General features: G+C 63.9%; 12 protein-coding genes and 1 pseudogene. 6 read left to right on the top strand and 7 right to left on the bottom strand.

Annotation, left to right across the window (positions count from 1 at the left end; genetic code table 11):
• The 6 genes from QRN42_RS04235 to fabF all read left to right on the top strand — a co-directional run.
• Positions 1-575: transketolase-like TK C-terminal-containing protein (locus tag QRN42_RS04235; RefSeq protein ID WP_502869477.1), on the top strand; the 575-nt coding region annotated here is incomplete at its 5' end.
• Positions 576-760: 185 nt separating this feature from the next.
• Positions 761-2005 (top strand): PucR family transcriptional regulator, encoded by a 1245-nt coding sequence (locus QRN42_RS04240; protein ID WP_284978244.1) that lies wholly within the window; start codon positions 761-763, stop codon positions 2003-2005.
• 88 nt (positions 2006-2093) lie between these two features.
• Positions 2094-3023, top strand: coding sequence for an ACP S-malonyltransferase (locus QRN42_RS04245; protein WP_284978245.1), 930 nt, complete (start codon positions 2094-2096; stop codon positions 3021-3023).
• On the top strand, positions 3020-4081 hold the full coding sequence (locus QRN42_RS04250; protein WP_284978246.1) for a beta-ketoacyl-ACP synthase III: 1062 nt from the start codon (positions 3020-3022) through the stop codon (positions 4079-4081). Before QRN42_RS04245 ends, QRN42_RS04250 begins: the two co-directional genes overlap by 4 nt.
• A gap of 81 nt (positions 4082-4162) precedes the next feature.
• Positions 4163-4408, top strand: a complete 246-nt coding sequence (locus tag QRN42_RS04255; protein ID WP_175320862.1) for an acyl carrier protein — start codon at positions 4163-4165, stop codon at positions 4406-4408.
• 130 nt (positions 4409-4538) lie between these two features.
• Positions 4539-5774: a beta-ketoacyl-ACP synthase II gene (gene fabF / locus QRN42_RS04260; RefSeq protein WP_284975298.1), complete on the top strand. Its 1236-nt coding sequence runs from the start codon at positions 4539-4541 to the stop codon at positions 5772-5774.
• 107 nt (positions 5775-5881) lie between these two features.
• On the opposite strand, the gene QRN42_RS04265 is transcribed toward fabF, so the two are convergent.
• The 7 genes and pseudogenes from QRN42_RS04265 to QRN42_RS04295 form a co-directional block, all read right to left on the bottom strand.
• Positions 5882-6385, bottom strand: coding sequence for a DUF3145 domain-containing protein (locus QRN42_RS04265; RefSeq protein ID WP_284975297.1), 504 nt, complete (start codon positions 6383-6385; stop codon positions 5882-5884).
• A 253-nt stretch (positions 6386-6638) separates the two neighbouring features.
• Complete coding sequence (locus QRN42_RS04270; protein ID WP_284978247.1) at positions 6639-7565, bottom strand: tyrosine recombinase XerC; 927 nt, start codon at positions 7563-7565, stop codon at positions 6639-6641.
• 63 nt (positions 7566-7628) lie between these two features.
• Positions 7629-8819 carry a DNA-processing protein DprA gene (dprA, locus tag QRN42_RS04275; RefSeq protein WP_284978248.1) on the bottom strand — a complete coding sequence of 397 codons (1191 nt, stop codon included), beginning with the start codon at positions 8817-8819 and terminating at the stop codon, positions 7629-7631.
• Positions 8816-9679: pseudogene (locus tag QRN42_RS04280) on the bottom strand (ATP-binding protein); the annotation flags it as partial. The pseudogene QRN42_RS04280 and the gene dprA, both read right to left, overlap by 4 nt.
• Positions 9680-9755: 76 nt before the next feature.
• Positions 9756-10916 carry a hypothetical protein gene (locus QRN42_RS04285; RefSeq protein ID WP_284975294.1) on the bottom strand — a complete coding sequence of 387 codons (1161 nt, stop codon included), beginning with the start codon at positions 10914-10916 and terminating at the stop codon, positions 9756-9758.
• Between the two features lie 12 nt (positions 10917-10928).
• Positions 10929-11099 carry a hypothetical protein gene (locus QRN42_RS04290; protein WP_166651669.1) on the bottom strand — a complete coding sequence of 57 codons (171 nt, stop codon included), beginning with the start codon at positions 11097-11099 and terminating at the stop codon, positions 10929-10931.
• A gap of 10 nt (positions 11100-11109) precedes the next feature.
• Complete coding sequence (locus tag QRN42_RS04295; protein WP_133830686.1) at positions 11110-11961, bottom strand: hypothetical protein; 852 nt, start codon at positions 11959-11961, stop codon at positions 11110-11112.
• Between the last annotated feature and the right edge of the window lie 112 nt (positions 11962-12073).

Below are 12073 nucleotides of genomic sequence, written 5' to 3' on the forward strand. Positions count from 1 at the left end.
ACGTCAACGGGCTCCTCAAAGGCATCTACCACCTCGCCGACGCCCCCCAAGGCGAAACCAACCGGCCCACCGCGCAGATCCTCGCCTCCGGCGTGTCCGTGCCCTGGGCCCTCGAAGCCGCCCGCATCCTCCACCAAGACTGGAACGTGGCCGCGGACGTCTGGTCAGTAACCTCCTGGAACGAACTCCGACGCGACGGACTCGCCGCCGAAGAACACGCCTTCCTCAACCCCGGCCAACCCGCACCCACCCCCTTCATCACCGAACAACTCACCGGCAAAACCGGCCCCGTCATCGCCGTGACCGACTACATGAAAGCCATCCCCGACCAAATCCGCCAATTCATCCCCAACGACTTCGCCTCCCTCGGAGCAGACGGCTTCGGCTTCTCCGACACCCGCCAAGCCGCACGCCGCTACTTCAAAAACGACACCCACTCCATCGTCACCAAAACACTCCAACTCCTCGCCGCCAAGGGAGAAGTTGACGCAAGTGCACCGGAGCTGGCCATCGAGAAGTACCGCTTGCTGGACGTCAACGCCGGCACCACCGGCGGAGCAGGCGGAGACGCCTAACAAAGTCGGCTGGACCGACCACAGCTGCACAAGCACTACCGCGACGGCGGCCGGCACCGAAAGGTGACGGCCGCCGTCGGGCTTTAACGCGGTATCCGGAGGCCTCCGCGGGGTGACCAGCAACAACGTCTCTTGTAGCCTTCTCACAAATGGAGCTTCAGAGAGCTGGGCCGTATGCTCTTTCCATGGCAGAGCCCAGCAAAACCACGTCTAAGCGCAAAGCAGCAGCACCGGCCTTAACGCCGGAAAAGGCTGAGACCCTGCGTCAGCTTCGCGCCAACGTGGGGCAGTTGTCCACCAGCACCATGCGGCAACTCGAAAAGTCCCTGCCGTGGTACAGCCGGCTCAGCTCGGACGAACGTTCAGCCTTGGGCCTCGTGGCCCAGAATGGAATCGCCGCGTTTGTCACGTGGTACGAGAGGCCGAGTTCGCCGTCGTGGATCCTCACCGACGTGTTCGGCAACGCCCCCACTGAACTGACCCGTTCCATCAGCTTGCAAAAAGCGCTGCAGTTGATTCGCATCGTGGTGGAAGTCGTTGAGGACCAAGTCCCGGTGATCGCGCCGGAATCGGACCAGCCGTCCCTGCGCGAAGCCGTCCTGCGCTACTCCCGGGAAGTTGCGTTTGCCGCCGCAGACGTCTATGCACGCGCCGCCGAGTCCCGCGGCTCGTGGGATACACGGCTCGAAGCCCTCATCGTGGACGCCATCCTGCGCGGCGAGAATACGGATGCCTTGCGGTCAAGGATCGCGGCGCTGGGGTGGAAAGCCCAAGAGCGCTTCACGGTGATGGTGGGCAATTCGCCGTCGGAACCGAGTGCAAGTTACGTGAGCGAGCTGCGACGCATGGCCGGACGATTCGCCGAGGATGCCTTGGTGGGGATCCAGGGAGACCGGCTCATCCTGATTCTGGGCGGCGTCCACGATCGGGACACGGCGTACGTCAAACTCAGCGAACTATTTGCCCCCGGTGCAGTGGTCTACGGGCCGGAAGCCGGTTCACTTTTGGAAGCGAGCAGTTCCGCTCAAGCGGCATTCGCCGGACTCACGGCGGCGCGGGCGTGGCCTTCCGCTCCCCGCCCCGTCGCCGCAGACGACCTGCTGCCTGAAAGGGTGGTGTCCGGTGATGACGCAGCACGCCGGTCACTAATCAAAAACATTTACCGGCCCCTTCTCGCAGCCTCAAACGGCTTGGTGGAGACGCTCGGCACCTATCTCGAATTGGGTCATTCGCTGGAGGCAACGGCCCGCGAACTGTTCGTCCATGCCAACACCGTGCGCTACCGTTTGAAGCGTGTCTGCGACGTGACAGGCTGGGATCCGCTGCTTCCGCGGGAAGCGTTTGTGCTGCAAACAGCGCTGGTCGTGGGACGGCTTTCGGCCCAACCGAAGGCCGCTCCCGACCGTCATGCGTCACGTTCCCAGCACTGAACCGTTGTAGACTTCCTACAAACTGACCCAGTGAGCTTGGTGTACGCAAACACCAGTGGATCACGTGGCAATTTGGAAAGCTGGATACGTGCTTGCAATCGTCTGCCCTGGACAGGGCTCCCAGACCCCCGGATTTCTGGCCCCTTGGCTGGAGCTCCCCTCCGTTGAGGGCCATTTGGCCGCATTAAGCGAGATCGCAGGCATTGACCTCAAGGCCCATGGGACCACGTCCGATGAAGAGACCATCAAGGACACCGCAGTAGCGCAGCCGCTGATTGTCGCGGCTGGCTTGATTGCGGCCAAGTCATTGTTCGACGTCGAACTCAGCACCCTTCCCGTCATCCTGGCCGGGCACTCGGTGGGCGAGATCACGGCCTCGGCCCTCGCAGGTGTCCTCACTGAAGCCGAGGCCATGACCTTCGTCCGGGAACGGGCCAACAGCATGGCAGCGGCAGCAGCAGTCACTCCCACCGGCATGAGCGCGGTTTTGGGCGGAGACCCTGCCGAAGTCCTGGCAGCCATCGAGGCTTCCGGCGCAACGCCCGCCAACGTCAACGGTGCAGGCCAGACAGTGGCCGCGGGCACCTTTGACCAGTTGAAAGCCTTGTCTGAGAACCCGCCTGCGAAAGCACGCGTCATTCCGCTGAAGGTCGCGGGTGCCTTCCACACATCGCACATGGCCCCCGCGGTCAGCGCACTCGAAGCCCTGAAGCCCTCGCTCTCACCGCAGAGCCCATCGGTTCCGCTGCTGTCCAACTACAACGGCCAGGAAGTCACGGCAGGTCCTGCCGCCGTCGACAGCTTGATTGCCCAGGTATCCCGCCCCGTTCGTTGGGACCAGTGCATGGAAACCCTCGTGCAGCGTGGGGTTACCGGCGTTATCGAGTTGGCCCCTGCAGGAACACTCGCGGGCCTCGCCAAACGGGGAATGCCCGGGGTGAAGACCGTCGCCGTCAAAACACCGGAGGACCTGTCCGCGGCCCTCGCACTCTTCGCCGAACTGGAGGGACAGGCATGAGCACTCCCGTACTGAAGCAAGCCCCGGTCAACGCGAACGCCCGCATTCTGGGGATTGGCGCGTACCGCCCCGACGTGATTGTCACCAACGAGGACGTCTGCCAATGGATCGATTCCTCCGATGAGTGGATTCGCCAGCGCACCGGCATCATCACCCGTCACCGCGCCGCTGCCGATGTCAGCGTCATCGACATGGCCGAAGGCGCAGCCCGGGAGGCGATCCAGCAAGCTGGAATTGACCCTTCGCAGTTGGGCGCCGTCATCGTCTCCACCGTCACCCACCCCTACGCCACACCGTCGGCTGCCGCTGCGCTGACCGAGCGTTTGGGTGCGACGCCGGCCCCGGCCTATGACATCTCGGCCGCCTGCGCGGGGTATTGCTATGGTGTGGCCCAAGCGGACGCCCTTGTCCGATCCGGTGCCGCGACTTACGTTCTTGTTGTCGGCGCCGAGAAACTGTCGGATGTCATCGACAACCACGAACGGACTATCTCGTTCCTCCTTGGTGACGGCGCGGGTGCCGTTGTGGTGGGGCCATCGGAGACTCCCGGCATCGGCCCCTCGGTGTGGGGTTCGGATGGGAGCAAGTGGGATGCGATCGGAATGACGCATTCCCTTGAAGACGTCCGCGCACTGGGTGAGTCAGCCCGGCACTCGGACGAAACCGATGACCTCGCGCTCATCTCCGCCACGCAGGATGTGTGGCCGACACTGCGCCAGGACGGTCAAACCGTTTTCCGGTGGGCAGTCTGGGAAATGGCCAAGATGGCGCAGCAAGCCCTCGACGTCGCCGGAATCGAAGCCAGCGACCTCGCAGCGTTCGTCCCCCACCAAGCGAACATGCGGATCATTGATGAGATGGTGAAGAAGCTTAAGCTTCCGGAGACTGTCGTCGTCGCCAGGGATATCGCCGAGGCGGGCAATACATCTGCGGCCTCCATCCCTTTGGCCACCCACCGCCTGCTCAAGGAAAACCCGGAGCTTAGCGGCGGGCTGGCCCTACAGATCGGCTTCGGCGCCGGACTGGTGTTTGGTGCGCAGGTAGTGGTCCTGCCGTAAAACGACCTACAAACCCAAACCGTAACCGCGGTTTGCCCCCTTTCCGGCGTCAGCCGGTACAAACAAGAAAAGGAGCCAACAATGGCTAGCAACGAAGAAATCCTGGCCGGCCTGGCTGAAATCGTTAACGAAGAGACCGGCCTTGCACCCGAAGCCGTGGAGCTGGACAAGTCCTTCACCGAGGACCTGGACATCGACTCCATCTCCATGATGACCATCGTGGTCAACGCTGAGGAGAAGTTCGGCGTTCGCATCCCGGACGAGGAAGTCAAGAACCTCAAGACGGTCGGCGACGCCGTCAGCTTCATCGCCAACGCACAGGCCTAGTCCTGACACCAGCTGTGCCGGGCCCGGAGCTTTATCCCTGGGCCCGGCACAGTCGCAGTAACACCCAACGATTTTTTGCCCCCGCTGCGAACCCGCGAGCGGAACGGCTGATCCGACAGAGAGTGATCGCATGGCACGCAAAGTAGTCATAACCGGTCTGGGGGCCACCACTCCCATCGGCGGCGACGTACCCACAATGTGGCAGAACGCGCTGAAAGGGGTCTCCGGTGCCCACACGCTCGGTGACGAGTGGGTGGCCAAGTACGACCTCCCCGTCCACTTTGCGGCCCGATGCTCCGTACCTGCGCTTGATGTTTTGAGCCGTGTGGAGGCCAAGCGCATGGATCCTTCAACCCAGTTCGGCGTTATCGCTGCCCGGGAAGCATGGGCTGACTCAGGTATCGACGAAATAGACCACGACCGGTTGGCTGTTGCCTTCGCTACCGGCATCGGCGGCGTCTGGACACTTTTGGATGCCTGGGACACCCTCCGGGAGAAGGGCCCCCGCCGGGTCCTGCCCATGACGGTCCCCATGCTGATGCCTAACGGCGTAGCTGCCGCGGTAAGCCTGGATCTGGGGGCCCGCGCCGGTGCCCACACTCCGGTTTCCGCGTGCGCCTCCGGTACCGAAGCCATGCACCTTGGCTTGGAGCTCATCCGATCCGGCAAGGCAGACGTGGTGGTGTGCGGCGGCGCCGAAGCTGCCATCCACCCCATGCCCATGGCTGCTTTCTCGTCCATGCAAGCGCTGTCCCGTCGCAACGACGATCCCGAACGTGCGTCCCGACCGTACGACGTCGACCGCGATGGCTTCGTTATGGGTGAAGGCGCTGGCGCCTTGGTGCTGGAGGCCGAGGAACACGCACTCGCCCGCGGCGCGCGTATCTACGCCGAGCTGGCCGGAACATCGGTGACAGCTGACGCATATCACATCACGGCGCCGGATCCCCAAGGCTTGGGCGCCACGCGTGCCCTCAAGGCTGCGATGTTCGACGGTCGCATCCAGGCAGAGGACGTTGTCCACGTCAACGCCCACGCTACATCGACGCCCGTCGGTGACAAGCCTGAGTACACGGCCCTACGAGCGGCCCTGGGGAGCCACGTGGACAACGTGGCCGTCTCCGCTACCAAGTCCCAGATGGGTCACCTTCTGGGCGCTTCCGGAGCCGTTGAGGCGGTGTTGACGGTCCTGGCAGTTTACGAACGCAAGGCACCGGTCACCATCAACCTCGAGAACCAGGATCCGGAGATCCCCTTGGATGTTGTGACCTCCGTTCGGGACCTGCCATCCGGAGACATCGTCGCACTGAGCAACTCCTTCGGCTTTGGCGGACACAACGCCGTCATCGCCGTACGCAACGTCTGAACGAGCAGCCTTCCATAGCTGGATATGGCAATGGCCCCGCCGCTCGGTGGGGCCATTGCCATTGCTATGGGATGTTTCGTTGGTGATGTGTTCTCTTATAACGCCAGTTAGCCAACTTGGTGCAGCCAGCGCACCGGGGCTCCTTCGGCGGCGTGCCGGAACGGCTCCAGCTCTTCGTCCCAAGCTTCACCCAAGGCCAGTGACAGCTCGTGGTAGACCGCAGAGGGGTCACCTGCGCCCGACTCGTAGGCGTACCGGATGCGGTCTTCGCTGACCATGATGTTGCCGTGAACGTCCGTAACGGCGTGGAAGATCCCCAGTTCAGGGGTGTGTGACCATCTGGCCCCGTCTACGCCCTGGCTCGGTTCCTCGGTGACTTCATAGCGCAAATGCGCCCAGCCGCGAAGAGCCGACGCCAATAGCGCCCCGGTACCGGGCGAGCCGGTCCAAGACAACTCTGCCCGGAACATTCCAGGCGCAGCAGGCTGTGGGGTCCACTCAAGATCGGTCCGCTTATCCACGACCGATCCGATGGCCCACTCAACATGCGGGCATAGGGCAGTAGGCGCCGAGTGCACAAACAGGACACCGCGGGTTGTTGCAACAGACATTCCATCCTCCATAGCTGTAGGTACGTCTTCCCCAACGTCCTCTGCCTGGATGGATTGCAGCTGCTGCGAGGTGCCATGGAACGCTTGCCTGCAGCTATTTACTTTTTCTTGTAACCAGCCCGATCGTATCCCACGTCGGACCGCAATTGACGCAGAGCTAACCTTCATCCATAAATTGAAGGTTCCCCCTTGTTGCTTTCATTTTGCCGTACGGTGCTGGATTCCGCCAGTGCGACGGCGGCGGCGTCATGTTTCAGGCCCGTGGGTGGGCTTGCTGGTAGCTTTTCCGAAGCCTGTCGACGGAGACGTGCGTGTAGATCTGGGTAGTCGCAAGGCTGCTGTGCCCAAGAATCTCTTGCACGGCCCGTAAATCGGCTCCCCCATCCAGCAGATGGGTCGCCGCGCTGTGCCTGAATGCGTGTGGTCCCGTGGCTGAGGTATCTCCCAACGCTTGGAGCAGCCCGTTCACCACAGCTCGGACCTGCCGCGCATCCACCCGGTGACCCCTCACTCCCAGAAACAGCGCCGCGCCGCTGCTCGGTTTAACGAGCGCGGGTCGGCCACGCCGGAGCCAGTCGTCCAAGGCCAAGGAGGCCGGAATCCCGAATGGAACGGTCCGTTCTTTGTTTCCCTTGCCCACTACGCGCAATGTGCGCCGGTCAAAGTCGAGGTCGTCTACATCCAAGCCGACAAGCTCACCCACACGGATGCCCGTCGCGTACAGCAGCTCCACCATGGCCCGGTTTCGGACGGGCATCGCCGCCCCGTCTTGAGCTGCGGACTTCAAGTCATTGGCGATCCGGGTGACCTGTTGCTGTTGGAGAACACCCGGCAATGTCTTTTCCCGCTTGGGTGCGCGCAGCCGCACGGATGGATCTGTTGCAATGAGTTCTTCACGGAGGGCCCAGCCCATGAAAGATCGAGCAGTCGCAGCACGGCGGGCAAGGGTCGCTCTGGACATTCCGGACTCACTCTGCGCACCCAGCCACCGGCGCAGGCAACCAAGTTCGAGGTCTTCGAGTTCTTGGATGCCCTCGTGCGCCGCGAACCCCAGGAGGCTTTCAACGTCTGCCAGGTAGGCACGGACAGTATGCGGCGATCTCGCGCGTTCGCCTTGCAAGTACCGTCCAAAAGCCTTGACAGCACCCTTGAGACTGCCAGGCAATGATTCTTCGTTCACCCTCCCAACTGTGCCAGCAGCGGTCCCCGAGATCACGTCTGACATGCCTTTTGCCGGCGTCGCCTAATTCTTCTTGGTCCGGCTCCACGCTCCCCTCTCCGAAACGGCGAGACCCAAGAGGCCAAGGCGTCCAAGTCCCGCACGCACCGACTCGGGGCTGAGGCCCGCCACGACCGTCAACTTCTCCACAGAACTTGCGGACCGGAGGGGAAGGGCATCCAGCAGGATCAAATCCTCCAGCGACAAACCGTCGTGGATCGCGGGAGGCGCCTCCTTCTCATCTGGAGCTCCTTCTCCGATCCTTCCGGCCAGTTCCGCGATCTCCCCTACGTCTGTTACGCATATGGCGCCACCGTCCCTGAGTAACCGATGGCAGCCTGCCGAGTTGGCACTGTGGATGGACCCGGGAACAGTGGCCACCACTCGACCGAGGGTCTCGGCATGGTGGGCGGTATTGAGGGCACCTGAACGCCACCGGGCCTCAACCACCACAGTCACCGCCGCCAAGGCCGCTATCAATCGGTTCCTTTGCAGGAACCGGTATCGAGTGGGGGCAGAACCGGGCGGAACTTCTGAAATGACTGCCCCTTGATGCGAGACCGCGCGGAGCAGGTCCTCGTTGCCGGAGGGGTAGAAGCGGTCCACTCCCCCTGCCATGACGGCGACGGTTGGTATGCGGGCAACCCCGCCGCTGAGGGCCCCTCGATGGGCGTGTGCGTCGATCCCGTATGCACCACCAGAGACCACTGTGTAGCCTCTTTGGGCAAGACCATAAGCGAAGTCGCCCGTCACTGATGCACCGTAGCTCGTGCTGTCCCTGGATCCCACAAGGGCCACAGTCTGCCGGGCGGGAGGAAGGGGTTCCTCGTGTCCACGCCACCAAAGGCACAGCGGTTCCTGAAGGCCGAGGTCCTCCAATTGCTCGGGCCATAGATCATCTCCCGGGACAATCAACCGCCCACCCAGCCGGCGCATCGTCTCGATGTCCCGCTCCGGCGCGAGATCGGCGATACGGGGTGCCCAGCGCCGCAAGCTCGCCGGTAAGCCCGCCCAGGTTGATGTTCCCGCCTCTTCGGCGAGTAAGGAGGAGATTTCCTGCTCCAGCGCCGCCCCTGTGGCCACCTCTCCTGTAGCAATCCCCACTGCCTCCACGGCACCGGCTGCGCGGACGAGTGCGAGCCCCACAGTGTCCTGCGGCTCCATGAGCCGGGATAATGCCGCCCGGGCAATCCGTTCCTTCTCCAAAGCATTCATGCGGCGGCTGCCTGACGCAGGCCCAGTGCCTGGCCAATGTGGTCAGCGTCCGGAGCCTCGCTGTGTTCCAGGTCCGCCAACGTCCACGCCAACCGCAGCACGCGGTCGTAGCCCCTTGCGGTGAGGATGCCTCGTTCCAGTGCCGTATCGAGAATGTGCGTCGTGCGGGGATGCAGCTTCAACTCGCCTCGGAGAATACGGCCTGGTACTTGGGAGTTTGCGTCCAGCCCCAAGTACCCCAACCTGTCATATTGCCGACGCCGAGCGGCCTGCACCCGCGCGGCGACTGCACCGGTGTCTTCTTCCATCTGTGCCTGACCGAAGTCGGCAAGTGACACGCGTTGGACTTGGAGTTGGATATCCACCCGGTCCAGCAAAGGGCCTGACATGCGGGCAAAATAGCGACGGCGCATCAGGGGCGTACAGGTGCACTCCACGCCCTTGCCTGACGCCTTTCCGCAAGGACAGGGATTGGCAGCGAGAACGAGCTGGAATCGGGCCGGGTACGCTGCTGTTCCGGCGGACCGGTGTATCACCAGTTCCCCACTCTCCAGCGGCTGGCGAAGGGCATCCAGGACTCGTCGCTCATATTCGGGCGCCTCGTCAAGGAACAGCACGCCGCGGTGCGCGCGTGAGGCGGCACCAGGCCTCGGCAAGCCGGAACCACCACCGATAATTGCCGCCGCGGTGGCACTATGGTGGGGATTTTCGAATGGCGGCCTGCGTATCAGAGTGGTCAAGGATGACCGCACCGCCGCCAGGGAATGGATCGCCGTGACTTCCATTGCCGCCTTGTCTCCAAGGTCTGGAAGCAATCCCGGCAACCGCTCGGCAAGCATGGTCTTCCCAGCCCCTGGAGGAGTGCACACTTAAGCGTGCATGCGCCCTGACCTGCGGTTATGTCCCAAAACGGGCATCCCGTCGAGGGGACCCAGCTTACTTCTTGTGGGGCCCGTCGCTGTCCCCGAACCTGAGCGCCGCATCTCGACAGCCCTTCAGGACTTCGAGATTGTGCCGCTCGACCTCGGGGTCGTAGTCGAATGCCACCCGCAGCCGCGACATCTGTTCGAGCACCTCCTCATCGTTCAGCTGAGCCAGCCACCTGGCGATCTGCGGTTCGCTCGGGGAGCCATCTATCATGCTGATCATCTCGGCTAGATCGCCACGCGCCGATGCTGCAACCAAGGCCTTTTTGTGGCGTTCCCCGGCCGATGTCGTCGACCCCGCCGACATCGCCTGGCGCTCGTCCTCATGTCCGACGGAGATCTCGTAGCGCGTCGGAAGCCCAGGCTCGGGTGGCTCGGTCCCTGTGATCAGGCGCGGAACGGCTTGCGTGCGTACCCAGTGGGCGATCTCCTCCAGCTCCTCGATTAGCACCGGCCACCGGTCAGTACCCGGCCGATTGATCCCGACTGTCGGGAACAGGGTGACGGGGACCTTCGTGCCGATGGGTGTCTGGGCGATGACCTCGCCGACACGCAGCGGTTCCTCGGGCCGAGGCGCAAGATCACGGATTGAACGGGGCATCCGGTCGTCCTCGTACATGGCAGCCAGGCGGACCGCGGTGATCGCCGGCATCCTGTGCTTCGCATGATTGGTGTGCAGCACAAGCCGGGCAAGAGGATGGGACTGCGGCTCCATCCGACGGTGGAACGGCTGCAGGGCCTCCAGCCGTCGGGCGAGCTCTCCCCGCCCTCGCAGCGACGGAGGCCCATTGCGGGCCCGCTTTTTCTTCCAGTCCTCAAATTTCTCCCAGGTGTCCGAGGCAGGCACTTCGACCAGTTTGGCCGCCTTCGCGTCGAGGGGCGCACCGTCCAGGAACTCGGCCTCTGCGAAAAGGGTGTGTTCGAGCGCAGCCCGAAGCGTCACGAGCGCGTCGGCTACGAGGAGCGGCACTTTCCGTGGGATCGGAGCCACGCGCCCAACGACTGTGCAGCTGAACGCGGCGGTCGTGGGCACTTCGACCAGCCCGAAGATGCCCTCGGGCTGCGTCTGGTAGGCGAACAGCAGTGCGGAAACCTGTCCGATCAGCTCCTCTGCATGTGCCAGTGTGGCGGCAACGCCGAGGTGGCGGTCCGGGAGCCAGTCATGCCTCACGTCGGTCTGCGCTCAGCTCTCGTCGAACGGCAGGCGGACGACCTCATCGCCCGGGTCTTCCGGACCTGCTGGCGGAGCCGCGCTCGGGTGGTCCTGGTACAACTCGTCCGAGGCGCTCTGGTCGTAGGTATCGGAGAGGCCTGCACCATTGGTCCCGAGGACCTGCTCCCAGTTGAATCCCATACACACGACTTTATCGGCCGGTGTCGAACTCGCGAAGGATCGCCTCGACGCGCGCGGTCAGTTCATCGGCGCGCTTGAGGATCTGCTCTTCCTCCTCGCGCGACATCTGCCGCCTGGGGCTGGCCGGCATCGCAGCTGCAGCAGGCACCGGCGCAGGTGCGGGCTCCGGACTGTCGAGCAGCAGGGCTGCGGCACTGATGACCGCCGACAGCGAGGATGGGTGCATGGAGCGGTAGGCATCGATCCATCCCCAGCGGTCCACGGCTGGCAGCATGCCGACGCAGAGGTGCCAGTCCGGATTGGGGTCCGGCCGCAGGTGCCGGTGCGCGGGGCCGTCTTCGTCGCGGCGGTTCCCCAGGGCGCGGACGGAGCCGTGCGACCACCCGCTGTTGGTGCCGATCACATCGAGCCACGACCAGGTGGCGCATGCCGGACAGGCATCCGGTTCCGGGGCGACACCGATCTGCCCGCGCACCCGGTGCATTCCGTCCGGCCGCAGTCCCAGCGCAGCTGACCTGTCCAGTCCGAGGCCTCCGTGGGTGCGACGTGCCAGCAGCACCGCCGCGAACAGCATCCGCCGCAGCCGCAGCCGGAAAACCCAGTGGGTGTCCGGGTGCTGGATGATCGCCGTTGCGCGCCGGATCAACCGCTGCAGGGAATCAGGGTCGTCCCGGTGCCCGCGCGGCCAGGCCGGGGCGACGGGATCTATGGGAGCCAGCCGCCGGCGCAGAGCCGCGAGCACAGCCTGGGACGGCTGCGCCTGCTGCGAGAAACACGAGAGCGATACCTCGTCGATCTTATGGGTGGGCACGCCCGTGACGGAGCACCAGTCGGTCCAGAGATCGGGAAGCGCCGTCGTCATCCTCACGATTCTCCCATCGTGGCTTGGTTCGACACGAGCGTCGCCTCAGGCGAGGGTTAGGCCTGCTACTCGCGACCGCTCTTGTCCGCATAACTCTCGATGGGCCATCCGC

This window comes from Arthrobacter sp. fls2-241-R2A-200 (assembly GCF_030209745.1).
Taxonomy (GTDB): Bacteria; Actinomycetota; Actinomycetes; order Actinomycetales; family Micrococcaceae; genus Arthrobacter.

Coding starts and splice junctions, on each gene's coding strand:
- QRN42_RS04240 (WP_284978244.1), top strand. CDS start 761: ATGGCAGAGCCCAGCAAAACCACGTCTAAGCGCAAAGCAGCAGCACCG.
- QRN42_RS04250 (WP_284978246.1), top strand. CDS start 3,020: ATGAGCACTCCCGTACTGAAGCAAGCCCCGGTCAACGCGAACGCCCGC.
- QRN42_RS04255 (WP_175320862.1), top strand. CDS start 4,163: ATGGCTAGCAACGAAGAAATCCTGGCCGGCCTGGCTGAAATCGTTAAC.
- fabF (WP_284975298.1), top strand. CDS start 4,539: ATGGCACGCAAAGTAGTCATAACCGGTCTGGGGGCCACCACTCCCATC.
- QRN42_RS04265 (WP_284975297.1), bottom strand. CDS start 6,385: ATGTCTGTTGCAACAACCCGCGGTGTCCTGTTTGTGCACTCGGCGCCT.
- dprA (WP_284978248.1), bottom strand. CDS start 8,819: ATGAATGCTTTGGAGAAGGAACGGATTGCCCGGGCGGCATTATCCCGG.
- QRN42_RS04290 (WP_166651669.1), bottom strand. CDS start 11,099: ATGGGATTCAACTGGGAGCAGGTCCTCGGGACCAATGGTGCAGGCCTC.
- QRN42_RS04295 (WP_133830686.1), bottom strand. CDS start 11,961: ATGACGACGGCGCTTCCCGATCTCTGGACCGACTGGTGCTCCGTCACG.